The sequence below is a fragment of the Amycolatopsis deserti genome (assembly GCF_014653945.1).
Classification (GTDB): Bacteria; Actinomycetota; Actinomycetes; order Mycobacteriales; family Pseudonocardiaceae; genus Amycolatopsis_E; species Amycolatopsis_E deserti.
This window is the reverse complement of record NZ_BNAU01000001.1, coordinates 1,272,355-1,298,280: the sequence shown is the minus strand read 5'-3', so window position 1 is coordinate 1,298,280 and position 25,926 is coordinate 1,272,355. Positions and strand designations below refer to the sequence as shown.

At 71.5% G+C, this 25,926-nt stretch carries 26 protein-coding genes and 1 tRNA gene; 15 read left to right on the top strand and 12 right to left on the bottom strand.

All coding sequences use genetic code 11. The features are described from left to right. Positions 1–53: 53 nt before the first annotated feature. Positions 54–127: transfer RNA gene (locus IE290_RS06320), tRNA-Leu, on the bottom strand. 226 nt (positions 128–353) lie between these two features. On the opposite strand from IE290_RS06320, the gene IE290_RS06315 reads away from it, so the two are divergent. The 6 genes from IE290_RS06315 (at position 354) to IE290_RS06290 (ending at position 6,267) form a co-directional block, all read left to right on the top strand. Further along, complete coding sequence (locus IE290_RS06315) at positions 354–971, top strand: ANTAR domain-containing response regulator (protein WP_017988040.1); 618 nt, start codon at positions 354–356, stop codon at positions 969–971. Between the two features lie 316 nt (positions 972–1,287). Beyond that, positions 1,288–2,460, top strand: coding sequence for a branched-chain amino acid ABC transporter substrate-binding protein (locus tag IE290_RS06310; RefSeq protein WP_191243988.1), 1,173 nt, complete (start codon positions 1,288–1,290; stop codon positions 2,458–2,460). Positions 2,461–2,548: 88 nt separating this feature from the next. Further along, complete coding sequence (locus tag IE290_RS06305; protein ID WP_191243987.1) at positions 2,549–3,544, top strand: branched-chain amino acid ABC transporter permease; 996 nt, start codon at positions 2,549–2,551, stop codon at positions 3,542–3,544. Continuing rightward, complete coding sequence (locus IE290_RS06300) at positions 3,541–4,653, top strand: branched-chain amino acid ABC transporter permease (RefSeq protein WP_191243491.1); 1,113 nt, start codon at positions 3,541–3,543, stop codon at positions 4,651–4,653. Before IE290_RS06305 ends, IE290_RS06300 begins: the two co-directional genes overlap by 4 nt. After that, entirely contained in the window at positions 4,650–5,567 is a 918-nt protein-coding gene (locus IE290_RS06295; RefSeq protein WP_191243490.1) for an ABC transporter ATP-binding protein, read from the top strand. Before IE290_RS06300 ends, IE290_RS06295 begins: the two co-directional genes overlap by 4 nt. After that, positions 5,554–6,267 carry an ABC transporter ATP-binding protein gene (locus IE290_RS06290; RefSeq protein ID WP_191243489.1) on the top strand — a complete coding sequence of 238 codons (714 nt, stop codon included), beginning with the start codon at positions 5,554–5,556 and terminating at the stop codon, positions 6,265–6,267. Before IE290_RS06295 ends, IE290_RS06290 begins: the two co-directional genes overlap by 14 nt. A 61-nt stretch (positions 6,268–6,328) precedes the next feature. Here the strand turns inward: IE290_RS06290 and IE290_RS06285 are convergent, their stop codons facing one another. After that, the gene (locus tag IE290_RS06285; protein ID WP_191243488.1) at positions 6,329–6,772 is read right to left on the bottom strand and encodes a hotdog fold thioesterase; all 444 of its coding nucleotides are present in this window, start codon (positions 6,770–6,772) and stop codon (positions 6,329–6,331) included. A gap of 85 nt (positions 6,773–6,857) precedes the next feature. On the opposite strand from IE290_RS06285, the gene polA reads away from it, so the two are divergent. The 4 genes from polA (at position 6,858) to IE290_RS06265 (ending at position 11,486) form a co-directional block, all read left to right on the top strand. Then, positions 6,858–9,593, top strand: coding sequence for a DNA polymerase I (gene polA / locus IE290_RS06280; RefSeq protein ID WP_229874243.1), 2,736 nt, complete (start codon positions 6,858–6,860; stop codon positions 9,591–9,593). 4 nt (positions 9,594–9,597) lie between these two features. Beyond that, positions 9,598–10,038 (top strand): helix-turn-helix domain-containing protein, encoded by a 441-nt coding sequence (locus IE290_RS06275; protein WP_191243486.1) that lies wholly within the window; start codon positions 9,598–9,600, stop codon positions 10,036–10,038. Positions 10,039–10,069: 31 nt separating this feature from the next. Then, positions 10,070–10,501, top strand: a complete 432-nt coding sequence (locus IE290_RS06270) for a VOC family protein (RefSeq protein WP_191243485.1) — start codon at positions 10,070–10,072, stop codon at positions 10,499–10,501. 367 nt (positions 10,502–10,868) lie between these two features. Beyond that, on the top strand, positions 10,869–11,486 hold the full coding sequence (locus IE290_RS06265; protein WP_229874241.1) for a Rossmann-fold NAD(P)-binding domain-containing protein: 618 nt from the start codon (positions 10,869–10,871) through the stop codon (positions 11,484–11,486). 95 nt (positions 11,487–11,581) lie between these two features. Here the strand turns inward: IE290_RS06265 and IE290_RS06260 are convergent, their stop codons facing one another. After that, positions 11,582–12,349, bottom strand: coding sequence for an SDR family oxidoreductase (locus IE290_RS06260; protein ID WP_191243484.1), 768 nt, complete (start codon positions 12,347–12,349; stop codon positions 11,582–11,584). Between the two features lie 170 nt (positions 12,350–12,519). On the opposite strand from IE290_RS06260, the gene IE290_RS06255 reads away from it, so the two are divergent. After that, positions 12,520–13,386, top strand: coding sequence for a helix-turn-helix transcriptional regulator (locus IE290_RS06255; RefSeq protein ID WP_191243483.1), 867 nt, complete (start codon positions 12,520–12,522; stop codon positions 13,384–13,386). 2 nt (positions 13,387–13,388) lie between these two features. Here IE290_RS06255 and IE290_RS06250 read toward each other — a convergent pair whose 3' ends face one another. From IE290_RS06250 to IE290_RS06230, 5 genes are all read right to left on the bottom strand, one after another. Continuing rightward, positions 13,389–13,979, bottom strand: coding sequence for a TetR/AcrR family transcriptional regulator (locus IE290_RS06250; RefSeq protein ID WP_191243482.1), 591 nt, complete (start codon positions 13,977–13,979; stop codon positions 13,389–13,391). Beyond that, positions 13,976–15,856 carry a YhgE/Pip family protein gene (locus IE290_RS06245; RefSeq protein WP_191243481.1) on the bottom strand — a complete coding sequence of 627 codons (1,881 nt, stop codon included), beginning with the start codon at positions 15,854–15,856 and terminating at the stop codon, positions 13,976–13,978. The genes IE290_RS06250 and IE290_RS06245 overlap by 4 nt, the downstream gene beginning before the upstream one ends. Beyond that, entirely contained in the window at positions 15,853–16,506 is a 654-nt protein-coding gene (locus IE290_RS06240) for an ATP-binding cassette domain-containing protein (protein WP_191243480.1), read from the bottom strand. The genes IE290_RS06245 and IE290_RS06240 overlap by 4 nt, the downstream gene beginning before the upstream one ends. 73 nt (positions 16,507–16,579) lie before the next feature. Next, the gene (locus IE290_RS06235) at positions 16,580–17,497 is read right to left on the bottom strand and encodes a GNAT family N-acetyltransferase (RefSeq protein WP_191243479.1); all 918 of its coding nucleotides are present in this window, start codon (positions 17,495–17,497) and stop codon (positions 16,580–16,582) included. After that, positions 17,494–18,345: a class I SAM-dependent methyltransferase gene (locus IE290_RS06230; protein WP_191243985.1), complete on the bottom strand. Its 852-nt coding sequence runs from the start codon at positions 18,343–18,345 to the stop codon at positions 17,494–17,496. The genes IE290_RS06235 and IE290_RS06230 overlap by 4 nt, the downstream gene beginning before the upstream one ends. Before the next feature lie 318 nt (positions 18,346–18,663). Here IE290_RS06230 and rpsA point away from each other — a divergent pair, with 318 nt between their 5' ends. Next, a complete protein-coding gene (rpsA, locus tag IE290_RS06225; protein WP_191243478.1) occupies positions 18,664–20,160 on the top strand; it encodes a 30S ribosomal protein S1 in 1,497 nt (498 codons plus the stop codon). A gap of 166 nt (positions 20,161–20,326) precedes the next feature. Here the strand turns inward: rpsA and IE290_RS06220 are convergent, their stop codons facing one another. Then, positions 20,327–20,962: a TetR/AcrR family transcriptional regulator gene (locus tag IE290_RS06220; RefSeq protein WP_191243477.1), complete on the bottom strand. Its 636-nt coding sequence runs from the start codon at positions 20,960–20,962 to the stop codon at positions 20,327–20,329. 142 nt (positions 20,963–21,104) lie between these two features. On the opposite strand from IE290_RS06220, the gene folP reads away from it, so the two are divergent. Beyond that, positions 21,105–21,917 (top strand): dihydropteroate synthase, encoded by an 813-nt coding sequence (gene folP / locus IE290_RS06215; protein WP_191243984.1) that lies wholly within the window; start codon positions 21,105–21,107, stop codon positions 21,915–21,917. 62 nt (positions 21,918–21,979) lie between these two features. Here folP and IE290_RS06210 read toward each other — a convergent pair whose 3' ends face one another. Then, entirely contained in the window at positions 21,980–22,483 is a 504-nt protein-coding gene (locus IE290_RS06210; protein WP_191243476.1) for a hypothetical protein, read from the bottom strand. Positions 22,484–22,564: 81 nt separating this feature from the next. Next, positions 22,565–23,311, bottom strand: coding sequence for an IclR family transcriptional regulator (locus tag IE290_RS06205; protein WP_229874239.1), 747 nt, complete (start codon positions 23,309–23,311; stop codon positions 22,565–22,567). 58 nt (positions 23,312–23,369) lie between these two features. Between IE290_RS06205 and IE290_RS06200 the strand changes: the two genes are divergently transcribed. Continuing rightward, positions 23,370–24,281: an acetaldehyde dehydrogenase (acetylating) gene (locus IE290_RS06200; protein WP_191243475.1), complete on the top strand. Its 912-nt coding sequence runs from the start codon at positions 23,370–23,372 to the stop codon at positions 24,279–24,281. Continuing rightward, the gene (gene dmpG / locus IE290_RS06195) at positions 24,278–25,300 is read left to right on the top strand and encodes a 4-hydroxy-2-oxovalerate aldolase (RefSeq protein WP_191243474.1); all 1,023 of its coding nucleotides are present in this window, start codon (positions 24,278–24,280) and stop codon (positions 25,298–25,300) included. The genes IE290_RS06200 and dmpG overlap by 4 nt, the downstream gene beginning before the upstream one ends. Here dmpG and IE290_RS06190 read toward each other — a convergent pair. Then, positions 25,297–25,887 (bottom strand): TetR/AcrR family transcriptional regulator, encoded by a 591-nt coding sequence (locus IE290_RS06190; protein ID WP_191243473.1) that lies wholly within the window; start codon positions 25,885–25,887, stop codon positions 25,297–25,299. The two genes, dmpG and IE290_RS06190, sit on opposite strands and share 4 nt — an antisense overlap. Positions 25,888–25,926: the final 39 nt, after the last annotated feature.

Sequence of the window (25,926 nt, the reverse complement as noted above, 5' to 3'; positions counted from 1 at the left end):
CCCCTCACCCTGTTTCCGCAGGTGAGGGGCCGTTCGTGCCATGTCAAGCGAAGTGCCCCCGGTGAGATTCGAACTCACACTGGACGGGTTTTGAATCCGTTGCCTCTGCCAGTTGGGCTACGGGGGCGGCGCAGCCAGACTTTACGCGCCCCGCCCACCGCCGCGAGCAGCGGGGGTAGCCCTGTGTGACGACCGCTCACAGGGGAGTCGATCAACGCGACACGCCGTCGCTCGACGTGGTGAACACCATGCTCGCCACGTGGTCTGCGCCATCCACCAACTGGATCGTTCCGGGTAGGCTCGTCCTGCGGTTCGCCGCATTCCCATTCCGTCGAGCACGCAGGAGGACCCCGGTGACCGAAGAGGCTACCGAGGCCAGCGGTGTGGCCACCGCTCCGCAGCGTCGGGTGCTCGTCGCCGAAGACGAAGCACTGATCCGGCTTGACCTCGTCGAGATGTTGCGCGAAGAGGGATACCAGGTGGTCGGCGAGGCGGGCGACGGCGAAGAGGCCATCAAGCTGGCCGCCGAGCTCAAGCCCGACCTGGTGATCCTGGACGTCAAGATGCCCAAGCTGGACGGCATCGAGGCGGCGTCCCAGATCACCACCGACCGCATCGCCCCCGTGGTCATCCTGACCGCGTTCAGCCAGCGCGAGCTGGTCGAGCGCGCCCGCGACGCGGGCACCATGGCGTACCTGGTCAAGCCGTTCAACAAGCGGGACCTCGTCCCCGCGATCGAACTGGCCGTCAGCCGGTTCTCGGAGATGCAGGCGCTCGAAGCCGAGGTCGCCAGCCTCTCCGACCGGCTGGAGACCCGCAAGGTCATCGACCGGGCCAAGGGCCTGCTGATGACCCACCAGGGCCTGACCGAGCCGGACGCGTTCCGGTGGATCCAGCGCACCGCCATGGACCGGCGCACGACCATGAAGGCCGTCGCCCAGGCGGTCGTCGAGAGCATCGGTCAGAAGTAACCCCACGCAGTCGCGTGGGCGGTCAAACGCTCCGACATCACTCCAACGAGGTCGTGACGGCGCTGCTCATCTGAGCGAGAAAGTCACTGATGGTTATCACCCGGTTGTTGCATTGCAGCAACCGGGTGTAAATCATGCATGAACTACAGTGACCCCCGTCACGATGTGGAAACAAGACAGCGCATACCGCTGTGCTTGGCCTCACCGGGCGGCTACGTTCAGCGCCCGATAGGTCCCATCCCGGGACGGCCGCAAGTCCGCGGCCGGCTGGATATTGGAGGAACGAGTGTCAGGAGCACGACTCACGCGAGTTCTCGTGCTGGCAGCGGCGGCAACGCTGGCGCTGGGTGCGTGCGCGGCGCGTGACGAGGGAGGTACGTCGGGCAACACGACCGGCTCGGCGGCGGCGCCTTCGCAGGCGGCTGATGCGGCCAACCCGCGCGGCGACGGCAAGGCGGTGTGCTCGGGAGTCTCGATCGCGTACGCGGGCACCATCAACGGCGCCAGCGCGGCGCTGGGCCAGAACATCCTGCGCGGCGCCGACCTCGCGGTGAAGCAGCACAACGAGGCGAACCCGAACTGCCAGGTGACGCTGAAGCAGTTCGACACCGAAGGCAAGCCGGACAAGGCCCCGGGCATCGTCACCCAGGTCATCAACGAGTCCGACATCATCGGTGTCGTGGGCCTGCCGTTCTCCGGTGAGTCCAAGGCCGCGGGCAACCTGTTCAACCAGGCCGGCCTCGTCACCATCAGCCCGTCGGCGACCAACCCGGCGCTGGCCGAGAACGGCTGGAAGACCTTCTTCCGCGGCATGGGCAACGACTCGGTCCAGGGCCCGGCGGCGGCCAAGTTCCTCACCGACACGCTCAAGGCCAACAAGGTGTGCGTGGTGGAGGACGACTCCGAGTACGGCATCGGCTTGGCCAACGCCGTGAAGCAGGCGCTGGGCTCCAAGGCCTCCTGCTCGGACAAGGTGAAGACCGGCCAGACCGACTTCTCCGCGGTGGTCAACAAGATCTCCACCGAGAACCCGGACGCCATCTTCTACTCGGGCTACTACCCCGAGGCCGGCCCGTTCGCGCAGCAGCTCAACGACAAGGGCGTCACCGCCAAGTTCGTCGGGCCCGACGGCGTGAAGGACAACGAGTTCCTCAAGGGCGCCGGCGGCGGCGCGACCCACGCCTACTTCACCTGCCCGTGCGTCCCGGAGGACAACTTCAAGGACTTCACGGCCGCGTTCAAGCAGGTCGAGGGCGCTGACCCGGGCACGTACTCGCCCGAGGGCTACGACGTCACGACCATCCTGCTCAAGGGCATCGACAGCGGCATCAAGGACCGCGCTGGGATGCTCAACTTCGTCAAGAACTACGACGGTCAGGGCCTGACGAAGAAGTTCAAGTGGAACGACAAGGGCGAGCTCTCGGACACCCCGGTGTGGAGCTACCGCGTCGAAAACGGAAAGATCGTCAACAACGGCCAGATCAGCTAACGACTGACCTATCGGGCATGCACGCGGCCGATCGTCGCGTGCATGCCCGATCCGTACCCGGGAATAGAGTGAACCCTTGTACCCCGCGATGACCCCATTCCTCGCGCAGTCCGAGCCATGGATCGAGTTCGACGTGGCCGGCCTCGCCGAGCAGTTCTGGAACAACACCGTCGACGGCCTCGCGCTCGGCGGCATCTACGCCTTGGTGGCGCTGGGCTACACGCTCGTCTACGGCGTGCTCAAGCTCATCAACTTCGCGCACTCCGAGGTCTTCGTCGTCGGCGCGTTCGCCACCTGGCTGACGTTCTACGGCCTCGGTTTCCGCGCCGGCGCGACGCCGGTCCTGTCGGTCTTCGAGATCATCCTCTTCCTCGCGATCGCCTGCATCGCCGCGATGGCGGTCTCCGGCGGCACCGCGGTGCTGCTGGAACGCGTGGCCTACCGCCCGCTGCGCAAGCGCAACGCCCCGCGCCTGGTCTTCCTGATCACCGCGATCGGCGCCTCGTTCGCCATCCAGCAGACCCTGCGGCTGATCTTCGGCCTCAACCAGCAGCCCCAGATCCGGCTGCTGCAGCCGGAACCGCTGTTCCGGATCTTCGGGGCGCCGGTGACGAACATCCACGTCATCCTGTTCGTGGCCGCCGTGCTGCTGTGGTACGTGGCCGACCACTTCGTGAACCGGACGCGACTGGGCCGCGGCATCCGCGCCGTGGCGCAGGACCCGGACACCGCGACGCTGATGGGCGTCAACAAGGAACGGGTCATCGTCGTCACGTTCCTCGTCGGCGGGCTGCTCGCCGGCGCCGCCGCGCTGTTCTACATGATGCGGATCCCGCAGGGCGCCATCTACAACGGCGGTTTCCTGCTCGGCATCAAGGCGTTCACCGCCGCCGTGCTCGGCGGGATCGGCAACCTGCGCGGCGCGCTGCTCGGCGGGTTCCTGCTCGGCCTCGTGGAGAACTACGGCCAGTCGCTGTTCGGCGGCGAGTGGAAGGACATCGTGGCCTTCGTCGTGCTGATCGTCGTCCTGATGTTCCGTCCCACCGGCATCCTCGGCGAGTCCCTCGGGAAGGCACGCGTATGACCACCCAGACCGTGAGCGCGCCGCCGAAGCGCCGCTCGATCCGCGAGCAGTGGAACAACCTGTCCCGGCCGGCCCAGTGGGCGATCCTCATCCCGGTCGTGGTGCTGATCTACTTCCTGCCGGTGCTCAACCCGCCGCTCATCGCGACGACGGGCACCGACTTCCCGACGGCGATGTTCGACGTGGCCCGCTACGCGCTGGTCGCCATCGGGCTCAACGTGGTGGTCGGCCAGGCCGGCCTGCTGGACCTGGGCTACGTCGGCTTCTTCGCCGTCGGCGCCTACGTGGCGGCGCTGTTCACCAGCCCGAACTCCACGCTGTCCAAGCTGCCGTACCTGTGGACGCTGCCGCTGGCCATGGTGGTCACGATGATCTTCGGGGTCATCCTGGGCACCCCGACCCTGCGGTTGCGCGGTGACTACCTGGCGATCGTCACGCTCGGGTTCGGCGAGATCATCCGCCTGGTCGCGGACAACGTCGACCCGCTGCGCGGCCAGTCCGGCTTCGAGCGCGTCGGCACCAACGCGAACGGCACGCCGTTCTTCGCCAACGCCACCGCCTGGTACTGGCTCACGATCACGATCATCATCGCGATCCTGCTGCTGGTCGGGAACCTGGAACGCAGCCGCGTCGGCCGCGCCTGGGTGTCCATCCGCGAGGACGAGGACGTCGCCGAGATCATGGGCGTCCCGGTGTTCAAGTTCAAGATCTGGGCGTTCGTCATCGGCGCGGCCATCGGCGGCCTCTCGGGCGCGCTCTACGCGGGCAAGCTCGGGTTCGTGAACAACCAGTCGTTCGACGTCATCACCTCGATGCTGTTCCTGGCCGCGGTGGTGCTCGGCGGCGCGGGCAACAAGGTGGGCGTGCTGCTCGGCGCGGCCGTGGTGGCCTACCTGCCGCTGCGGTTCGTGCAGCTGGCCGAGTACAACTACCTCATCTTCGGCATCGCGCTGATCATCCTGATGATCTTCCGCCCGCAGGGCCTGCTCGGCGCCCGGCAGCGGCTGCTGGCCCGGGGCCGCCAGGCCTACCAGCGGCTGCTCGGCCGCGGCGAGCAGATCAGCGGGGAGAGCGCGCTGGCCGCCGACACGACGGGAGGTCCCCGATGAGCCACCCCAGCGAGGAGGCCCCGGTCGAGGGCGGCCTGGTCGCCGAGGTCGCCCGGATGAGCCCGGAGGAGCTCGCCGAGCACGAGGCCGAGGTCGCCGAGGCGGTCGCCGTCGACCGGGAGATCCGGGTCGACGTCGGCGAGACCCTGCTGGAGCTGCGCGACGTGACGCTGAAGTTCGGCGGCCTGACCGCGCTGGACTCGGTGTCCTTCGGCATCCGCCGCGGCGAGATCCTGGGCCTGATCGGGCCCAACGGCGCCGGCAAGACCACCTGCTTCAACGCGATGACCGGGGTCTACCGGCCCACGTCGGGGCAGGTGCTGCTGGAGGACAAGCCGCTGGGCAAGGCCACCCGGCACCAGATCACCCAGCGCGGCATCGCCCGCACCTTCCAGAACATCCGCCTCTTCGGCGAGATGACCGCGCTGGAGAACGTGGTGGTCGGCACCGACGCCCGCCACAAGACCAGCGTCATCGGCGCGCTGCTGCGGCTGCCGCGGCACCACCAGGAGGAGAAGACCGCGGTCGAGCGGGCCATGGCGCTGCTGGAGTTCGTCGGCATCGCCGACCGGGCCGCGGACAAGGCCAAGAACCTGCCGTACGGCTACCAGCGCCGCCTGGAGATCGCGCGGGCGATGGCCACCGAGCCGAAGCTGCTGTGCCTCGACGAGCCGGCCGCCGGGTTCAACCCGGCGGAGAAGGAAGAGCTCATGGGGCTGATCCGGAAGATCCGCGACGACGGCTACACCGTCCTGCTGATCGAGCACGACATGAGGCTGGTCATGGGTGTGACCGACCGGATCGTCGTTCTGGAGTTCGGCAAGAAGATCGCCGAAGGACTGCCGGCCGAGATCAGGGAGAACCCCGCTGTGATCGCCGCCTACCTGGGAGTGCCTGACGATGACGCTGCTTGAGCTTGACGGGGTCTCCGTCCACTACGGACGGATCCAGGCGGTCTCGGAGCTGACGCTGAAGGTCGAGGAGGGCGAGGTCGTCGCCCTCATCGGCGCCAACGGCGCCGGCAAGAGCACCTCGATGCGCGCCATCTCCGGCATCCGCCCGCTGTCGGCGGGCCGGATCACCTTCGCCGGTGAGGACATCACGAAGCTGCGCGCCGACCTGCGGGTCGTGCGCGGCATCTCGCAGGTGCCCGAGGGGCGCGGGGTGTTCCCCGGCATGACGGTCGCGGAGAACCTGGACATGGGCGCCTACGCGCGCAAGGACCGGAAGAACCTGCAGCCCGACCTGGACCGCGTGTTCGACCTGTTCCCGCGCCTGGCGGAACGGCGGAACCAGGCTGGCGGCACCCTCTCCGGCGGTGAGCAGCAGATGCTGGCGATGGGGCGGGCCCTGATGGCCAAGCCCCGGCTGCTGCTGCTCGACGAGCCGTCGATGGGGCTGGCGCCGCAGTTCATCCAGCAGATCTTCCGGATCGTCACGGAGATCAACAAGCAGGGCACGACCGTGCTGCTGGTCGAGCAGAACGCGCAGCAGGCGCTCACCCGGGCCCACCGCGCGTACGTGCTGGAGACCGGCCGGATCACCAAGACCGGGACCGGCCGGGAGCTGCTGGCCGACTCCGCGATCAAGGAGGCCTACCTGGGTGTCGCCTGATCGGGTGGACTCCGACGACGATGGGCCCCGGCGCACTCGCGCCGGGGCCCGTTCGCGTGCGTCAGCGGGCGCCCGGCGCCCGGTCGCGCACCAGGCAGGACAGGCGCGCGGTGCAGGTGCGGCGGCCCTGGTCGTCGGTCAGCACGATCTCGGCGGTGATGGTGCCCCGGCCCACGTGCACGGGCGTCGCCACGCCGGTGACCAGGCCTTCCCGGACCGCGCGGTGGTGCGTGCAGGACAGCTCGAACCCGAGCGTCGCCTTGTCCGGGCCGGCGTTGAGCGCGGCCACCGTCGAGCCGAGCGCCTCGGCCAGCACCGCGTTGGCGCCGCCGTGCAGCAGGCCGTAGGGCTGCAGGTTGCCCTCGACCGGCATCGTGCCGACCACCCTCTCCGCCGTGAGCTCGACGAACTCGATGCCGACCTTGTCGTTGAGCTGCTGCTCCGCGACGCGCGGGTCGATGCCCGCGAGCTGCTCGCGGATGGCTTCGGACAGGTTCTCGGTCACTACGGCATGCTCCTCGGTGAGACGACGGCAGGGCAGGGCGACCGCTCGCGCGGTTCTGTCGGTGCCCCACCCTAGACTCGCACCCGTGAGCCCCAGCCAGAACCAGCCAGTAGCCAACACCACAGCCACGCTGCCGCCGGAAGGACGGCCGCGGCTGTTGCTGATCGACGGCCACTCGATGGCCTACCGGGCGTTCTTCGCGGTCCCGGCCGACCGGTTCAAGACCTCCACCGGCCAGGTCACCAACGCGGTGTTCGGGTTCACCTCGATGCTGATCAACCTGCTGCGCGACGAGCAGCCCACGCACCTCGCGGTGGCGTTCGACGTGTCGCGGCAGACGTTCCGCTCGGAGACCTTCGCCGAGTACAAGGCGACGCGCACGTCCACGCCGGACGAGTTCAAGGGGCAGGTCGACCTGGTCAAGGACGTGCTCGGGGTGCTCGGCATCCCGGTGCTGACCAAGGAGAACTACGAGGCCGACGACATCATCGCCACGCTCACCACGCAGGCGACGGCGCAGGGTTACCAGGTGCTCATCTGCACCGGCGACCGGGACGCGCTGCAGCTGGTGGACGACGCGGTGACCGTGCTGTACCCGCGCAAGGGCGTGTCCGACCTGGTCCGGTACGACCCGGCCGGGGTGTCGGAGAAGTACGGGCTCACCCCGTCGCAGTACCCGGACTTCGCGGCGCTGCGTGGCGACCCGTCGGACAACCTGCCGGGCATCCCGGGGGTGGGGGAGAAGACGGCCACCAAGTGGATCCAGCAGTTCGGGTCGCTGGCCGCGCTCATCGACCGCGTCGACGAGGTCAAGGGCAAGGTGGGCGACGCGCTGCGCGCCCACCTCGACTCGGTGATGCTCAACCGGCAGCTCACCGAACTGGTGCGGGACGTGCCGCTGGACGCGACGCCGGACGACCTCGCGCTCAAGCCGTGGGACCGGGACGCGGTGCACCGGCTGTTCGACGAGCTGGAGTTCCGGGTGCTGCGCGACCGGCTGTTCCAGACGCTGTCCAGCGCCGAGCCGGAGGCCGAGTCCGGGTTCGAGGTGGCGGGCGCGGCGGTGCCGCCCGGCGGTCTCGCCGCGTGGCTGTCCAAGCACACCAAGGCCGGCCAGACCGTCGGGGTGTCCTTCCGCACCACCGGTTCGTCGGTGCGGTCGGACATCCAGTCGATCGCCCTCGCCGCGGCGGGCGGCGAAGCCGGGTACGTCGACGTCACCAGGCTGGACGAGGCCGACGAGCAGGCGCTGGCGGCGTGGCTGGCCGATCCGGCGATCCCCAAGGCGGGGCACGCCCTGAAGGTGCCGCTGCACGCGCTGCGGGCGCGCGGCTGGAAGCTCGCCGGGCTGGCGATGGACACCGAGCTGGCCGCCTACCTGGTCCGGCCGGGGCAGCGGTCGTTCGAGCTGGACGACCTGGTGCTGCGGTACCTGCAGCGCGAGCTGCGCAACGACAGCGACTCCGGCGACGGCCAGCTGTCCCTGCTCGACGGCGACGACGGCGACCAGAAGCTGGTGCAGGGCGAGCTGGTCCGCGCCAGCGCGGTCGCCGAGCTGGCCGGCGCCCTGTCCGGTGAGCTGGAGAAGATCAGCGGCACCCGGCTGCTGAACGACATCGAGCTGCCGCTGCTGCAGGTCATCGCCGAGGTCGAGGCCGCGGGTGTGGCGGTGGACATCGAGCAGCTGACCGCGCTGGAGGCGCACTACGGCGCGCGGGTGAAGCAGGCCGCCGAGGCCGCCTACGGCGTGATCGGCAAGCAGGTCAACCTGGGCTCGCCCAAGCAGCTGCAGGTCGTGCTGTTCGACGAGCTGGGCATGCCCAAGACCAAGCGCACCAAGACCGGCTACACCACCGACGCCGAGGCGCTGCAGACGCTGTTCGAGAAGACCGAGCACCCGTTCCTGCAGCACCTGCTGGAGCACCGGGACGCCACCCGGCTCAAGAGCACGGTCGAGGGCCTGCTCAAGTCGGTCGCCGACGACGGCCGGATCCACACCACGCTGCACCAGACGATCGCGGCCACCGGCCGGCTGTCCTCTGTGGACCCGAACCTGCAGAACATCCCCATCCGCACGGAGGAGGGCCGTCGCATCCGCGACGCCTTCGTGGTCGGCGAGGGCTACGCGGAGCTGCTCACCGCGGACTACAGCCAGATCGAGATGCGGATCATGGCGCACCTGTCCGAGGACGCGGCGCTGATCGAGGCGTTCCAGTCCGGGTTCGACTTCCACGCCGCCACCGCGGCGCGGGTGTTCGGCGTCGACCCGGCCGAGGTCACCGGGCCGCAGCGGGCGAAGATCAAGGCGATGAACTACGGCCTGGCCTACGGGTTGTCGGCCTACGGTCTGTCGCAGCAGCTGCGGATCTCCACCGAGGAGGCCCGCGGGCTGATGGACGAGTACTTCGCCCGGTTCGGCGGGGTGCGCGACTACCTGCACAGCGTCGTGGTCGAGGCCGGCAAGGTCGGCTACACCGAGACGATCTTCGGTCGCCGCCGCTACCTGCCCGACCTCAACAGCGACAACCGGCAGCGCCGCGAGATGGCCGAGCGGATGGCGCTCAACGCGCCGATCCAGGGCAGCGCGGCGGACATCATCAAGGTCGCCATGATCGGCGTGCACCGCGCGATCGCGGAGGCCGGGCTGTCGTCGCGGGTGCTGCTGCAGGTGCACGACGAGCTGATCGTCGAGGTCTGCGAGGGCGAGCGGGACCGGGTCGAGGAGCTGGTGCGCCGCGAGATGGGCGCCGCCTACGAGCTGGCTGTGCCGCTGGAGGTGTCGGTCGGGTTCGGCCGGTCCTGGAACGAGGCGGCGCACTGAGGTCATGACCGACCGGGCGGCGGTGGTGGCGCAGGTGCGCCGCGCCAAGGACTGGATGGACGCGCACTACGCCGAGCCCCTCGACGTGGACGCGCTCGCCGCCGTCGCCTGCTGTTCGCGGTACCACTTCATGCGGTCGTTCGCCGCCGCGTACGGGGAGAGCCCGAAGGCGTACCTGACGCGGCGGCGCATCGAGCGGGCGCAGGACCTGCTGCGGTCGGCGAACCTGACGGTCACCGAGGTGTGCCTGGCCGTCGGGTTCACCAGCCTGGGCACGTTCAGCCGCCGGTTCGCCGAGATCACCGGCTCCTCGCCGAGCGAGTACCGGGCGCGGGTGCGGTCGGACGGGCCGCCGCCGGTGCCCGGGTGCTACCTGATGATGTGGACCCGGCCGTCGGGGGAAACCGCACATTCGGAGAAGCCCGGGCGTGGTTCCGGCCCGTAGCGTTCCGGTCATCGACGACAGGAGGTTCGCGATGATCAGGGGACTGTCCCATTCCAGCGTCTACGTGCTGGACCACGACTCGGCGAAAGCGTTCTACACCGAGAAGCTCGGCTTCGAGGTGCGGCGGGACCTGCGGATCGGTGACTTCCGCTGGCTCACCGTGGGGCCGGCCGACCAGCCGGATCTGGATTTCATCCTGATGAAGCCGGGCCCGCCCCAGCACGACGCGGAGACGGAGAAGCAGATCCGGGAACTGGTGGCGAAGGGCGCGCTGGGCGGGGGAGTCTGGCGGACCGACGACTGCCGGAAGACGCACGCGGAGCTGGCCGCCCGCGGGGTCACGTTCCTGCAGGAGCCGGCCGAACGCCCGTACGGAATCGAAGCCGTGTTCCGAGACGACTCGGGGAACTGGTTCAGCCTGACCGAGCCGCACGCCTTCGACCCGGGCAAGGACTGGGGCTGACCCACGCCCGGTTCCCGGCGGGGAGGTGCGGGCACGTCAGTGCCGGCCCGGGCGCGGACTGGGGCTGCCTCGGCGGGTGTGTGGTGATGACGTGCCCCCTGCGGTGGTGAGGTGCCGGGCGTGGTGCGGCGGGCAGGTCACTACCGGCCCGGGCGCGGATAGGGGCTGACCCCGGCCGGGTTCCGGTGGTGACGTGCCCTCCCGGTGGAGGCGCCGGGCGGGCACGTCAGTGCCGACCCCGCCGCGGGCTGGGGCCGGCCCCGGCCGGGTTCCGGCGAGCGGGCAACCAGGACGTCCGGAGCTCCGGGGGCGGAAAAGGACTCAAGTGGAGGCTGCCGGGGCGGCGAGCGGCAGGTAGCGTGGGGTCATGGCTGGCAGGAAAGCGCTGATCCTGGCCGGTACGGGCATGCTGGCGAGGGTCGCGGAGGTCCTGACGCAGGAGGGCTGGCACGTGGTGCTGCCGTCCCGGCGGTACCACCCCCTGGACTGCGAACTGCGGCCCGGCGCGGCGGCGCGGCGGTCGATGCGCCCACCCGGGCACCGGCCCTACCGGCCCGGCACCATCCGCCCATGGGGTGGCGGGAGGGCGATCTGGGTCGAGGCGCACTGGGACCGGCCGCGGGAGCTCGCGGCGAAGGCGGAGCTGGCCCTGCGCGGGCCGGCGGACCTGCTGGTCGCGTGGATCCACGAGCAGTACCGGCGGTCCGTGATGGGGGCGGTGGAGTCGCTGCTCGCCGACGAGGCGCCGGTGGTGGAGGTGCGCGGCGGCCTGAGCGGCACCGGAACCGTCGAACCCCCCGACCCGCTCCTCCCGCTCCACCCGACCCAGGTGGTGCAGCTGGGCACGGTCTCCGCCTACGACGCCCACCGCTCCCTGGCGCAGGAGGAGATCGCCGAGGGAGTGCTCGACGCCGTCCGGCGGGCGTTGAACGGCCACGCGACCTCGACGCACCAGATCGGGCAGCTGCGACCGCTGGTGCGTTAGCCGAGTTCGCCAGCCTGGCCGCGGGGGCGAGGCCGCTTCGTCCCCCGGCTGCCCGGGAGGGCCCGGCCGCGGCCGGGCCCCGCCGGTGGCGGCGGTCAGGCAGCCTGCCGCGTGGGCATGATGGTGACCTGCTGAAGGTTCACGTGCGCGGGCTGGGCGGCCAGGAACGCGATCGCCTCGGCGACGTCCTCGGGGGCCAGCCACGTCATTTCCTTCTTCGAGCCCTCCAGCCAATCCTGCGCGCCCGGGTCGGTGACGTGGCTTTGCAGCTCGGTGCCCACGATGCCCGGCTCGACCGCCGACACCCGGACGTCCTTCGGTCCCAGCTCGGCGCGCAGCGTCCGCGACAGGTGCGTCACGAACGCCTTCGTGCCGGAGTACACCGCGAAGTTCGGGAAGATGTTCTGCGCGGCGATCGACGACGTGTTCACCAGATCGGCCACGCCGCGGTCCGCGGCGGAGGCGATCAGCTGCGGGACGAACGCGCCGATCGTGTTCATCAGCCCGCTGACGTTGAGGTCGATCTGGTGCTGCCACTGCCCGGTCGGCAGCTCCGCCACCGGCGCGGGCAGCATCACCCCGGCGTTGTTGACCAGCAGGTCCGCGGTGCCCAGCTCGGCGGCCACCCGGTCGGCCGCGGACCGCAGTGCGCTCGCGTCGGTCACGTCGGCGGCCAGCGCCAGCGCGGTACCGCCGCCCCGCTCGATCTCCCCGGTCAGCTCGGCGAGACGGTCGGCGCGGCGGGCCAGCACGGCCACCTTCGCGCCGGCGGCGGCGAGCCGCACGGCCGCGGCCCGGCCGATGCCGCTCGACGCGCCGGTCACCACGGCGATCCGCCCGGTCAGGGAAGTGTGCACGGTCATGGCTTGCGTGTCTCCTCGATCTCCAGTGCGACCGTCCGGCCGCACCACTGATGCAACCAGCGGGAGACGGGCCTCGGGCGGCTTCTTCCGGCCCCGCGGTGACCGGGCACACCGAGCCTGGTTCCGGCAGAACCAGGTTCGGTGTACCCGCGGCCCGGCAGAATGAGCTGGTGGATCAGAACGTGGAGCTGAAGCAGTTCCTGCGCTCGCGCCGCGCGCGGCTCGGCGTCGACGACGTGGAACTCGGCGGCACGAGCGGGGTCCGGCGCGTGCCCGGGCTGCGCCGGGAGGAGGTGGCCCGGCTCGCCGGCGTCAGCGTGGACTACTACACGCGGCTGGAACAGGGCCGCGCCGCGCACGTCTCGGACGAGGTGCTGGACGCCATCGCCGGCGCGCTGCGCCTGGACGACACCGAGCGCTCCTACCTGTGGCAGATCGCGCGCACCAGCTCGCGCCGCCCGCGGCGCCGGACCGCCGCCCGCGTGCAGCGCGTGCGCCCGGGCGTCCGCCGGATGCTGGAGACCCTCGACGAGGTCTCCCCGGCGTTCGTGTTCGGCCGGCGGATGGATGTCCTCGCCGCCAACCGGCTGGCCCGCGCGCTGCTGACCGACTTCGAGGCACTGCCGCCACGCGACCGGAACATGCTGCGCTACACGTTCCTCGACGAGTCGGCGCGCGAGCTCTTCCTGGACTGGGAGGCGGTGGCCCGGGACAACGTCGCGCTCCTCCGCCTGGACGCCGGCCGCCACCCCGACGATCCGCTGCTGGCCGAGCTGGTCGGGGAGCTCGCGGTCGCCAGCCCTGAGTTCCGGCGCTGGTGGGCCGACCACAACGTCCGCGACCGCAGCCACGGCACGAAGAGCTACCGCCACCCGCTGGTCGGGGACCTCGTGGTGAACTACGAGTGCTTCACGCTGCCCGGTGACCCCGACCAGACCCTGTGCGTCTACACCACCGAAGCGGGCTCCGCCTCCGAGGCGGCGCTGCGGCTGCTGGCCGGCTGGACCGCCGACGTCCCCGGTACGCCGGTCGGCTGAGGTCAGCCCCCGTTCGCCCCGGCCACGCCGCGGACCAGCACCATGATGCCCTCCCGCACCTCGGCGCGGGACCGCTGCGGCTGGAACACCTGCCAGTCCAGCGCGACCACCAGCAGGGTGCCGAACAACCCGGCCGCCGCGGTGGGCACCTGCACCCCAGCCGGCAACCGCCCGGCGTCGGACACCCGTTGCAGCTGCTCCTTGACGATCGAGACGATGTCCTCGCGCAGCAGCGACAGCGTCTCGTGCCACTGGCCGGGCGTCCGCCACAGCTCGCTGACCAGGATCTGCGAGAACCCGCGGTGGCCGGCGATGAACTCCAGCCCGGTGTCCACCATCGCCTCCAGCGCGGCCACCGGGTCCGCCTCACCCATGTGCGCCCGCAGCTGCTCGGCGAGCCGGCCGACGCCGTAGCGCAGCAGCGCGTCGATCAGCCCGTCCTTGCTGCCGAAGTTGTAGTACACGGTGCCCTTGGCGACCCCGGCCGCCGCGGCGATCTCGTCCACCGTCAGCCCGGCCAGCCCCTTCTCGGTCGCCAGCCGCAGCGTCGCCTCGAACAGCTTCTGCTTGGTGTTCTCGCCGCGCGGACTCACAGCGACAGCTCCGGCTGGAGCTTCGACACCGTCCACAGCCGCTGCTTGCGCGCGGCCAGCGCCGACACCGCGAGCGCGCCCACCAGGTAGGCGACCAGCACCCCGATGTCCAGGAGGTTCCGCAGCGACGCCCCGGTGTACATCAGGTGCCGCAGCCCGTCGACCACGTACCCCATGGGCAGCACGACGTGAAGCGGGTACAGCGCGTCCGGCAGGGTCTGCCACGGGAACGTGCCGCCCGCGCTGACCAGCTGCAGCACCAGCAGCACCAGCCCGAGGAACTTGCCGACGGCGCCGAAGAACGCGTTGAGCGCGTGCACGATCGCGGTGAACGTCAGCGACGCCAGGATCGCGAACGCCAGCGCGGCCACCGGGTGCGCGATGTGGATGCCGACGAACCACGTCACCGCGGCGAACAGCACGACGACCTGCGCGATGCCCAGCAGCGCCGAGGGCAGCCACCCGCCGAGCGCGACCCGCAGCGGCGCGGTGCCGGCCGCGATCGCCCGCGACGACAGCGGCCGGATCAGCAAGAACAGCACGAACGCGCCGATCCAGGTGGCCAGGGCGAGGAAGAACGGGGCCAGCCCGGCGCCGTAGGTGCCGGCCGAGGCGACGCCGACCGAGTTGACGGCCACCGGGTCGGCGATCGTGTCCGCCGTCGCCGTCCGGGTCGGGTCGCTGGGGTTGGGGATCTGCCCCAGCCCGTTGTTCAGGCCGTCCCGCAGCTGTCCGGCGCCGGCCGCCAGCTGCTGGGTGCCGGACAGCGCGGTCTTCTCGCCGTCGTTGAGCTGGGCGGCCCCGGCCGACAGGGTGCTCGCGCCGTCGGCGGCCTGCGCGATCCCGCCGGACAGCGCCGGCGCCGAGTTCGCCAGGGTGGCCGCGCCGGCCGCGACCCGCCGTGCCCCGTCGGCGAGCTGGTTCAGCTGGGCGGAGGTCTGCTGGATCCGGGCGTTGGCCTGGTCGACCGGGGCTCGCAGGTCACCCAGCACGCCCTGCACGCGCTGGATGTCGGTCTCCGACAGCCCGGCGGCGCGCAGCCGGTCGGTGAGCTGGCCGTTCACGTTGTCGAGGTTGGTGACGAGCTGGGCGGATCCGCTCGCGACGGTGGACCCGGCCGCGGCGACCTGGCTGTTGCCGTCGGCGACCTGCTGCGCACCGTCGGCCAGCTGCCGGGTGCTCTGCGGCAGGGTCGCGGTGCTCGACCGCAGCGTGGACAGCCCGGACGACAGCTGGGCGCTGCCGGTCGCCAGCTGCTGGGCCCCGTCGGCGAGCTGCTGCTGGCCGGTCAGCAGCCGGTTCGCGCCGTCGGCGAGCTGGGTCGCGCCGGTCGCGGCCTGCTGGGTCTGCTCGTAGATGGTCGAAAAGCCCATCAGGAACCGGTTCGCCGCCTCGCTGCCCACCTTCTCCGCGATCGTGCCGCGGATCTGCTCGGCCACCTGGTTGGCGATGGTGTGCGAGAGGTAGTTGTTCGCGTCGTTCGTGGTCAGCTGGATCGTCGCCCGCTGGGGGTTGAAGTTCCCGCTGGACAGCAGCGCCGCGGAGAAGTCGCGCGGGATGGTGATGGCGAACGAGTAGCGGTCGTCGCGCACCCCTGCGTCGGCCTCGGCGGCGGACACCTCGTGCCACTGGAAGGTGCCGGAGCCGACGACCGAGGAGGTGACCTCGTCGCCGACGTTGCGGTCGGCGCTGCCGGTGTCCTCGTTGACGATCGCCGCGGGCAGGTTGCCCAGGCGGCCGTAGGGGTCGAAGTTGGCGTAGAGGTAGAACGACGCGTAGAGCAGGGGGACGAGCACCAGGGCGGCCACGGCGAGCTTGGGCAGCTTGCCGGAGGTCAGGCGGCGCAGTTCCCCGGCGGCGAGACGGAGGCCGGTCACTGCGGATCTCCTTGCACGAGTTCGGGTTCGGGCTGCTCGGTCCGGCCGAGCCGGGCCGGGGGAGCGGGCAGCGCCTCGGGTGGGGTGGTGGCGGTCAGCACGACGACGGCGAACCCGCGCGCGGCGTGCTCGCGGGCCAGGTCCGCCCAGCTCGCGACATCGCTGGTGTGCCGGTCGGGGGTGTCGAGCACGAGCAGCCGCACGCCGGGCCGCGCGGCGGCCAGCGCGGTGAGCAGCCGGGTGCGCTCGGCGGGGGACAGGTGCTCGAACCGGACGCCCGCGCGCCCGGCGAGGTCGTGCTCGGACAGCCACCGCGCGACGGCGTCCTTGCCCGAGGGCAGCTTCCCGATCGACAACTCCTCGGCGACCACCATCCGCACCGGCAGCGAGCCTTCCGGCGCGGTGATCTCCGGCGCGTCCACCACGGCGCCGATACGACGCAGCTTGGCCGCGTCCGCCGTGCCGTCGAGCGTCACGAGCCCGGTCGACGGCCGCATCCGCCCGGTCAGGGCGAGGCCGAACGCGGTGACCCCGGCGCCCGGCTCGCCGTGCACGAAGACGAGTTCGCCCTCGGTGGCGGTGAGCGAGGTCGGCGGCAGCAGCGTGCCGTGCGGACCTTCGACGGTGACCCGGTCGGCGTGCACCCGCACAGGATCCCCCTCTTTTGAACTGACTGGTCAGTTCAAAAGATACGACTCCTTGCCGGGGACGGCAACTCGGGGGTCACCGCAGCGCCGAGGCGGGCCGCACCTCCCAGTACGACCACAGCGGCCGGTACCCCTGGCGCGGCCAGAACACCGAGGACAGCGGGTTGGCCGGGTTGTAGTAGAGGTAGGTCGCGCGGGCGCCCCGGTCGGCGAACTCGCGGTGCACCCGGGCCATCAGCGCCCGGCCGATGCCCTCGCCACGCGCGTACTCGCGGGTGGCGACGTTGTTGACGTAACCCCACTGGCCGGCGGGCAGCAACTCGGCCGCCCACGACCCGGGCGCCGACTCGACCCAGCCGCAGTCGGCCAGCGCCACGGCGACCCCGTCCCGTTCGGCGAGCCAGATCGGGGCTTCCGCGGCGAGGTTGCGCTCCAGGCGCGGGGTGATCAGCTCCGCGGTGCCCGGCCGCCACGGGCCGGCGACCAGGCCGGAGTAGCGGAACGTCGCCAGCGACAGGGCCACGACCTCCTCCAAGTCCTCCGGCCGTGCGCGGCGGATCGTCACCCCCGGTGGGGGCGCGTGGTCCTGCGGCGGGCCGGTGCGCACCGCGAGCACCGACAACGGGACCAGGCCGTGGTCGAGGAACGCGCGCACCGCCTCGGCGTCCCGGCTCGGCCAGGTCACGGTGCACGACGAATCGGGGCCGGGCGACTCGCGGTCCATCCGGTGCCGCCACGCGCGCAGCAGCGCGTCCATGCCCTCGGTCCCGGTGTCCCCGATGCAGGGGAACAGCTGCCACACCCGCGCCGCGGACCACAGCAGGTCGAACGCGCCCGGCTCGTGCCGCTGGACCTGGAGCACGCCGGCGACCCGGGTGCCGCCGGCCGTGGCCGCCTCGAGCACCTCACCCTCCGGCGGCGGCGCGGCGGGCGGCAGCAGCGGGTCCAGCGCGGTGAACCGGGCCCGCTGCGCGGACAGCAGCGCGGCGTTCACCGGGTCCCTGCGCGGGCCCGGAAGATCGCGGTGCCCGGGAAGAGCTTGCCGCGCAACGGGCTCCACTGCCCCCACACGCGGGTGTGCCCGGCCGGCCACTCCGGCTCCAGCAGGTCCTCCAGCACGAACCCGGTGGCCGCCAGCGCCCGCACGTAGTCGCCGATCGTGCGGTGGTACTCGACGTAGGTGGCCTTGCCGTCGGCGTCGACCTCGACGTAGGGGGTGCGGTCGAAGTACGGCTGGCTCGCGGTCAGCCCCGCCGGGCCGGGATCGTCCGGAAAGATCCACCGGATCGGGTGAGTCACCGCGAACACCCACGGGCCGCCCGGCCGCAGCACCCGGCGCACCTCGGCGAACACGGTCTCGAGCGAGGCCACGAACGGCAGCGCGCCGAACGCCGAGCAGGCCGCGTCCATGCTCGCCTCCGCCAGCGGCAGCCGCTCGGCCGTCGCCTGGATCAGCGGCACGTCGATGCCGGTGCGCACGGCGCCCGCGCGGGCGTGCCGGAGCATCCCGGCGGACAGGTCGAGCCCGACCGGGTGCGCCCCGGCGGTGGCGAGCCAGCGGGAGCACGCCGCCTGGCCGCAACCGATCTCGGCCACCCGTCGGCCGCGCACGTCGCCGAGCAGGCGGGCGTCGGCCTCGCGCACGCCCTCCGGGCACCACACGAAGTCCGCGTCGCCGAGGAAGTCGCCGTGGGTGGCCTGGTAGTCGTCGGCGTCGGCGTCCCACCAGGCCAGATTGGCCGCCGTCGCCTCGTGCGCGGCCACCTCCCGGTGCGCCACGCCGACCGTGCCGAGCCGCTGTTCGGCCCGCGCGTGCCGGTCGGTGTCCAAGTCCGGGTCCAGGTCCGCGTGAAGGTCCTCGCCGCTGTCGTCACCCGCCGTCGTCACACCGGTATTCTCACCGGCCGGCCGCCGCGCGTCCGAGAGGGCGACCCTGTTTGTGTGGTTCGCAGGCGGCCGCGTACGATATCTCTAGCGCAGTGGGTTCGCGCTACCTTCCACTCGGCCGAGCTGAGCCGGGTTCCGGGTCGCGCACCGTCGGCGGTGATGCTCCGCGGCCGTTCCGTTGTGAACGTTTGCTCATGGTTGCCGTCGTACGCTCACCGCGCACGCAAACTGCAAACCTACTCGAGCCGTAAACCAACCGGAGCAACCCACCTAATGACGACCGACACCACCACCGCCCCGACGTCCGGCGCCGCCCAGGTCGCCGTCAACGACATCGGGTCGGAGGAAGACTTCCTCGCCGCGATCGACAAGACGATCAAGTACTTCAACGACGGCGATATCGTTGAGGGCACCATCGTCAAGGTCGACCGCGACGAGGTGCTGCTCGACATCGGTTACAAGACCGAGGGCGTCATCCCCTCGCGTGAGCTGTCCATCAAGCACGATGTCGATCCCGGCGAGGTCGTCAGCGTCGGTGACGAGGTCGAGGCCCTCGTCCTCCAGAAGGAGGACAAGGAAGGCCGGCTGATCCTGTCCAAGAAGCGCGCGCAGTACGAGCGCGCCTGGGGCACGATCGAGGAGCTCAAGGAGAAGGACGAGCCCGTCAAGGGCACCGTCATCGAGGTCGTCAAGGGCGGCCTGATCCTCGACATCGGCCTGCGCGGCTTCCTGCCCGCCTCCCTGGTGGAGATGCGCCGCGTGCGGGACCTGCAGCCCTACGTCGGCCGCGAGCTCGAGGCCAAGATCATCGAGCTGGACAAGAACCGCAACAACGTGGTCCTGTCCCGCCGCGCCTACCTCGAGCAGACCCAGTCCGAGGTCCGCAGCGAGTTCCTCAACGCGCTCGCCAAGGGCCAGGTCCGCAAGGGCGTCGTGTCCTCGATCGTCAACTTCGGCGCGTTCGTCGACCTCGGCGGCGTCGACGGTCTGGTGCACGTCTCGGAGCTGTCCTGGAAGCACATCGACCACCCGTCCGAGGTTGTCGAGGTCGGCCAGGAGGTCACCGTCGAGGTGCTGGACGTCGACATGGACCGCGAGCGCGTGTCCCTGTCGCTGAAGGCGACCCAGGAAGACCCGTGGCGCCAGTTCGCCCGCACCCACGCGATCGGCCAGATCGTGCCGGGCAAGGTCACCAAGCTCGTCCCGTTCGGCGCGTTCGTCCGCGTCGAGGAGGGCATCGAGGGCCTGGTGCACATCTCCGAGCTGGCCGAGCGCCACGTGGAGATCCCGGAGCAGGTCGTGCAGGTCGGCACCGAGGTCATGGTCAAGGTCATCGACATCGACCTGGAGCGCCGCCGGATCTCGCTGTCGCTGAAGCAGGCGAACGAGGGCTTCACCACCGACACCGAGTTCGACCCGACGCAGTACGGCATGGCCGCCGAGTACGACGACCAGGGCAACTACATCTACCCCGAGGGCTTCGACCCCGACACGCAGGAGTGGCAGGAAGGCTACGACAAGCAGCGTGAGGAGTGGGAGCGCCAGTACGCCGAGGCGCACGCCCGCTACGAGGCCCACATGCGGCAGATCGCCAAGGCGGCCGAGGCCAACGCCCAGGCGGCGGCCGAGGAGGCCACCGGCGGCCCGGTCGGCGGCGGCGAGCAAAACTACAGCTCGACCGGTGGCGGCGCGGAGCAGCGCAGCGGCGGCACCCTCGCCAGTGACGAGCAGCTCGCGGCCCTGCGCGAGAAGCTGTCGGGCGGTGCGTGAGCGTTTAGCTCAGGCTGACTGATCGATTCGTGGCCCCCGGTTCTCCTGGACCGGGGGCCACGGTCGTGTCCGGGGGCGGTGGCTACCCGGGCCCTCGGGCGTGCGTGAGCCGTCGTGAGCCGGCTGATCCGGGGCCGGAGGCCCGACCGCCCGCGGGGTTCCCGGCTCAGCCGAATTCCAGGTCCAGACCGTTCAGCATCGCGCGGATGCCGGCGCCGAAGATGTCGTCATAGGCGGTGTCCGTCGTGGCGATGAACCACTTCGGCGGCGGGTTGCGCGCGCGGTGCGTCAGCTCGACGCTCACCAGCCCGTGCATCGTGGTCCAGATCAGGTAGCCGGTGACGTTCGGATCGCGGCCGGGCGGCGTCGCCGGCGTCACGCGGTCCACGAGCAGGTCGAAGGTGCTGCGCTGCGCGAAAGCCCGCAGATCCGGGTCCGGGTCGAACCCGGGCACCGACTGCTCGAACATGAACGAGTACCGCGCCGGGCTGTCCAGCGCGAACCGCCGGTAGGCCCGCGCCAGCGCGAGGATCCCCGCGGCCGGATCGCCGGGAACCCGGGGCACGGCCGCGAACTTCTCGTGCAGCATCTCGAAAGTGCGCTCGTACAAGGCGTCCAGCACACCGTTGCGGCCGCCGAAGCGCGTGTACACCCCGATCGTCGACGTGCCGGCCGCCTCGGCGACGCTGCGCACGGTCAGCCCGGACACGCCATGCTCGAGGAGAACTTTCAGCGCGGCCTGCAGGAACCGTTCCCTGCTGTGGCTGTCCGCCGGGCCCGCCGGGCCGTGCCGGGTGGCCATCCGCGCACCCCCTTCGCTCTTCTGGAAGCAACTTAGGGCATAACGCGCGTTATCGCGCCCCCGGCACGGCAGGCATGATGAACTCGTGGCAGTCGACTTGGTCTTCCGCGGCCGGCGCATCGTCTCCGACCGCGCGCTCGTGATGGCGATCGTGAACCGCACGCCCGATTCGTTCTACGACCGGGGCGCGTCCTTCGCCGATCCGGACGCCCTCGCGGCCGTCGACCGGGCCGTCGCCGAGGGCGCCGACATCGTGGACATCGGCGGGGTCAAGGCCGGCCCGGGCAGCGACGTCGGCGTGGCCGAGGAGACCCGCCGGGTGGTGCCCTTCGCGGCCGAGATCCGGCGGCGGCACCCGGACCTGGTGATCAGCGTGGACACCTGGCGGCACGAGGTGGGACGCCTGGCCTGCCAGGCCGGGGCGGACCTGCTCAACGACACCTGGGCCGGCGCCGACCCGCGGCTGGCGGAGGTCGCGGCCGAGTTCGGCGCCGGGTACGTGTGCTCGCACACCGGGGGAGCGGTGCCGCGGACGCGCCCGTTCCGCGTGCGCTACGAGGACGTGGTGGCGCAGGTGATCGAGGAGCTCACCCGCCGCGCCGAGGAGGTCGTGGCGCTCGGCGTGCCGCGCGGCGGCGTCCTGATCGACCCGACGCACGACTTCGGCAAGAACACCTGGCACAGCCTGGCGCTGCTGCGGCACGCGAACGAGCTGACGGCGACCGGCTGGCCGGTCCTCATGGCACTGTCCAACAAGGACTTCGTCGGCGAGACCCTGGGGGCCGGGATCACCGAGCGCCTGGACGGCACCCTGGCCGCGACGGCGCTCGCCGCGCGGGACGGGGCGCAGGTCTTCCGCGTCCACGAGGTCCAGCAGACGCGCCGCGTGCTGGAGATGGTGGCGACCATCGCCGGGGAACGCCCACCTGCGCAGGCGATACGCGGACTCGCCTGAGGGCGCAGCCGACCGCACGCCACGCGGGGCAATCCCCGCGTGGCCGGTCGCGGCAGAAAGCGCTATCGCGCGGAGCCGTTGAGTCCGTGCAGCACCCGCTGCAGGATCTGCGAGTCCAGGAAGTCGGGCTCCGGCAACGGCTCCCCGGCCGGGTACTCGGTCGCCGGGCTGGGCAGGCGGTGCGGGGAGCGCGTCGGGAGGGCACCGGTCACCCCGGCGGGCAGCGGCAGCTCGCACCACGCGGTGCGGTGCCCGCCGGGCAGGGCGACCGTGTTGATGGTCCAGCCGGGCAGTTCGGGGGGTTCGCCGGGGCGGTCGTCGTCGAGTTCGACGACCACCACGTCGCGGTGCAGGCGCAACCGCACGGTCAGGAAGCGGGGCGATCGCCGGTCCGCCCCGTCCACCGAGGACCGCACCAGGTGCCGGATGACGGTCGCCGCGTCGTCGGCCAGCGGGCGTAGTTTCCACTCCAGGAGGGCGAAACGGACGAACATCTCGGCGCAGCTGACGGCGGTCGGCGCCGCCACGAGCCGAAGGTCGTCTACCTGGGTGGTCGCGGTGGTCACGCCAATCCTCCCTAACATCCCCGTGGCCCGGCGAGCGCCACGAGACCTACGTGTCGATCTTCCCCGCTGGTGCGCGAGACCCTACGGCAAGGCCCGCGACAAAGCGAGAGCCGCCGTGCGCACCGCTGGAGAGACGCGCTCGACCCGGACCCGGTTGCTCCAGCCCGAGATCGAAATCGCGGCCCGTGCCCGACCGGTCGCGTCGAGCACTGGACTGGCTGCACAGGTTACGCCCACCCCGGATTCCTCTCGCTCGTAGGCGACCCCCTCGTCGCGGATCCTGGTCAGCTGCCGCCGCAGCAGCCCGGGCGCGGTGATGGTGCGCGGGCCCACCCTGGTCAGCCCCGCCGCCAGCACGGTGTCCAGCACGGAGGCGGGCGAGTGCGCCAGGATCGCCTTGCCCACCGCCGTGGCGTGCGCGGGGAACCGGCCGCCGATGCGCGAGGGCAGGGCGGGCGCGTCCGGCCCGCGCACGATGTCCAGGTAGACCACCTCGGTGCCCTCCAGCACGGCCAGGTGCACCGTGTTGCGCGTGGCTTCCCGCAGATCGGCCAGGTAGGGGCGGGCAGCGTCGACGAGCCCGCGCTCCCGCCCGGCCAGCTGTCCGATTTCGAACAGCCGCAGCCCGAGCCGCACCGCGGTGCCGTCGCGCTCCAGCAGGCCGTGGGTGACCAGGTGCCCGGTCAGCCGGTGCACCGACGACTTCGGCACGCCGGTGCGGCGGGCCAGTTCGGACGCCCCCAGCGCTTGATCCCCGGGCCGGAACGCGCCGAGCAGCGCGGCGATCCGTGCGGCGGTCATCCCGTCGTCCCGCTCAGCGGCACACATGCGTTGAGTGTGCCCCAGTCCGGGGCGCACCGTGGAGCCGACCCCGGAAGGAGGGCGCATGAGCACCCGGAAAGCACGGGCCGCGATCGTCGGACCCGGCAACATCGGCACCGATCTGCTCGTCAAGCTGCGGCGCAGCGAGCACATCGAGGTCGCGTACATGGTCGGGGTGGACCCGGCCTCCGACGGCCTGAAGCGGGCGGCCGCGCTGGGCGTGGAAACTTCGGCCGAGGGCGTGGACTGGCTGCTGTCCCGCGACGAGCTGCCGGACATCGTCTTCGAGGCCACCTCCGCCAAGGCCCACCTGGCCAACGCCCCGCGCTACGCCGAGGCCGGCATCCAGGCCGTCGACCTGACCCCGGCCGCGGTCGGCCCGTTCACCTGCCCCGCGGTGGACCTGCCGGACCAGCTGGGCGCCGCGAACTTCAACATGATCACCTGTGGCGGCCAGGCCACCATCCCGATCGTGCACGCGGTCTCCCGCGTCACCGAGGTGCCCTACGCCGAGATCGTCGCGTCGGTGTCCTCGAGGTCGGCGGGGCCGGGCACGCGCGCCAACATCGACGAGTTCACCGAGACCACCGCGCGCGGCCTGGAGATCGTCGGGGGTGCGGCGAAGGGCAAGGCGATCATCATCATCAACCCGGTCGAACCGCCGCCCATCATGCGCGACACCGTGTTCTGCGCGATCTCGCCGGACGCCGACCGGGACGCGATCACCGCCTCGATCGAGCGGATGGTCGCCGACGTGCAGACCTACGTCCCCGGCTACACGCTCAAGGCCGCGCCGCAGTTCGACGACCCGCGGCCGGACTGGCGGGGCCGGGCCCGGGTCGCGGTGTTCCTGGAGGTCGCCGGCAACGGCGACTACCTGCCGCCGTATGCCGGGAACCTGGACATCATGACCGCCGCCGCGGCCCGCGTGGGCGAGCTGCTGGCCGCCAACCGCACGCAGGAGGTGCCGGCATGACCGAGCGGGAGGTGCGCCTGGTCGACACGAGCCTGCGCGACGGCAGCCACGCCATGGCCCACCAGTTCACCGAGGCCAACGTCCGGGACACCGTGCGCGCGCTCGACGCGGCCGGGATCTCGCTGATCGAGGTGACCCACGGCGACGGCCTGGGCGGGTCCACTTTCAACTACGGCTTCTCGCTGGTGGACGAGCGCAAGCTGATCGCCGCGGCCGTCGAGGAGGCCAAGCAGGCCACCATCGCCGTGCTGCTGCTGCCCGGCCTGGGCACGGTGACCGACCTGAAGGCCGCCGCCGATCTGGGTGCGGGCGCGGTGCGGATCGCCACGCACTGCACCGAGGCGGACGTGTCGATCCAGCACTTCACCGAGGCGCGCAAGCTCGGGCTGGAGACCGTCGGGTTCCTGATGCTGTCGCACATGGCCACGCCGGAGACCCTGGCCAAGCAGGGCCGGATCATGGTCGACGCCGGGTGCCAGTGCGTGTACGTGGTGGACTCCGCCGGCGCGCTGATCCTGGAGGAGGCCGCCGACCGGGTGGCCGCGCTGGCCGCGGAGTTCGGCGACGCGGCGCAGGTGGGCTACCACGGCCACCAGAACCTCAGCTTCGGCGTGGCGAACTCGGTGCTCGCCCACCGGGCCGGCGCCAAGCAGATCGACGGCTCGCTCGTCGCGCTCGGCGCCGGGGCCGGAAACTCGCCGACCGAGGTGCTGGCCGCGGTGTTCGAGCGGCTCGGCGTCGAGACCGGGGTGGACAAGGACGTGCTGATGGACGCCGCGGAGAACGTCGTGAAGCCGTTCATCACGCGGCTGCCGGTGATGGACCGGTCGTCGATCGTGCAGGGGTTCGCCGGGGTGTACTCCAGCTTCCTGCTGCACGCCGAGCGCGCCGCGGAACGGTACAAGGTGCCCGCCCACGAGATCCTGTACCGGGTGGGGGAGCGACGCTACGTCGGCGGTCAGGAGGACATGATCATCGACATCGCCCTCGAACTCGCGGCCGAACGCGAGTCCGCTTAGGACGATCGCGCCAGCAGGCGCACGCAGTGCTCCACGAGGCGCTCGCGGGACATCTCCGGCGTGCCGGACAGGTAGGCGGTGAACAGGTGGGTCAGCGCGCCGACGAGGCCGATCGCGGTCAGCTGCTTCTCCAGCGCGTCCATGCGCTCGGGCAGCTGCTCGCGGACCAGCCCGGCGAAGGCGGGCAGCAGCGCCACCCCGCGGGCGGACAGGGCCGGGTCGGTGATCGGAGCCAGCAGCATGACCCGGCCCTTGCGCGGATCGTCGAGCATCAGCTCGACGAAGGCGGTGACCGCCGCCTCGGCGCGTTCGGCCGGGTCCCGGCGGCTGTCCGGCACCGCGTCGGCCAGCGCGCGGTGGGCCTCGGCGGCGACCTGCTCGTAGACCGCGACGACCAGCTCCTCGCGGTCGGCGAAGTTCTCGTAGAAGTAGCGCTCGGTGAGCTTGGCGTGCCGGCACACCGCGCGCACGGTCACCGCGGCGCTGCCCGCGGTGCCGAGCAGGTCGAGCCCGGCGTCGAGCAGCTGGGCGCGCCGGGCCGCCCGGCGGTCGCTCAGGGTGGTGCCCGCCCAGGTCTTCTCCGTCATCCGCCCTCACAATTGACTACACGTGTTGTCAATTGTAGC

What these genes read in the sequence shown, in the direction of transcription:
- IE290_RS06300 (WP_191243491.1), top strand. Translation starts at nt 3,541, where the DNA reads ATGACCACCCAGACCGTGAGCGCGCCGCCGAAGCGCCGCTCGATCCGC.
- IE290_RS06290 (WP_191243489.1), top strand. Translation starts at nt 5,554, where the DNA reads ATGACGCTGCTTGAGCTTGACGGGGTCTCCGTCCACTACGGACGGATC.
- IE290_RS06205 (WP_229874239.1), bottom strand. Translation starts at nt 23,311, where the DNA reads ATGTGTGCCGCTGAGCGGGACGACGGGATGACCGCCGCACGGATCGCC.
- IE290_RS06220 (WP_191243477.1), bottom strand. Translation starts at nt 20,962, where the DNA reads ATGGCCACCCGGCACGGCCCGGCGGGCCCGGCGGACAGCCACAGCAGG.
- IE290_RS06295 (WP_191243490.1), top strand. Translation starts at nt 4,650, where the DNA reads ATGAGCCACCCCAGCGAGGAGGCCCCGGTCGAGGGCGGCCTGGTCGCC.
- dmpG (WP_191243474.1), top strand. Translation starts at nt 24,278, where the DNA reads ATGACCGAGCGGGAGGTGCGCCTGGTCGACACGAGCCTGCGCGACGGC.
- IE290_RS06270 (WP_191243485.1), top strand. Translation starts at nt 10,070, where the DNA reads ATGATCAGGGGACTGTCCCATTCCAGCGTCTACGTGCTGGACCACGAC.
- IE290_RS06190 (WP_191243473.1), bottom strand. Translation starts at nt 25,887, where the DNA reads ATGACGGAGAAGACCTGGGCGGGCACCACCCTGAGCGACCGCCGGGCG.
- folP (WP_191243984.1), top strand. Translation starts at nt 21,105, where the DNA reads ATGGCGATCGTGAACCGCACGCCCGATTCGTTCTACGACCGGGGCGCG.
- IE290_RS06200 (WP_191243475.1), top strand. Translation starts at nt 23,370, where the DNA reads ATGAGCACCCGGAAAGCACGGGCCGCGATCGTCGGACCCGGCAACATC.
- IE290_RS06305 (WP_191243987.1), top strand. Translation starts at nt 2,549, where the DNA reads ATGACCCCATTCCTCGCGCAGTCCGAGCCATGGATCGAGTTCGACGTG.
- rpsA (WP_191243478.1), top strand. Translation starts at nt 18,664, where the DNA reads ATGACGACCGACACCACCACCGCCCCGACGTCCGGCGCCGCCCAGGTC.
- IE290_RS06275 (WP_191243486.1), top strand. Translation starts at nt 9,598, where the DNA reads ATGACCGACCGGGCGGCGGTGGTGGCGCAGGTGCGCCGCGCCAAGGAC.
- IE290_RS06265 (WP_229874241.1), top strand. Translation starts at nt 10,869, where the DNA reads ATGGCTGGCAGGAAAGCGCTGATCCTGGCCGGTACGGGCATGCTGGCG.
- IE290_RS06260 (WP_191243484.1), bottom strand. Translation starts at nt 12,349, where the DNA reads ATGACCGTGCACACTTCCCTGACCGGGCGGATCGCCGTGGTGACCGGC.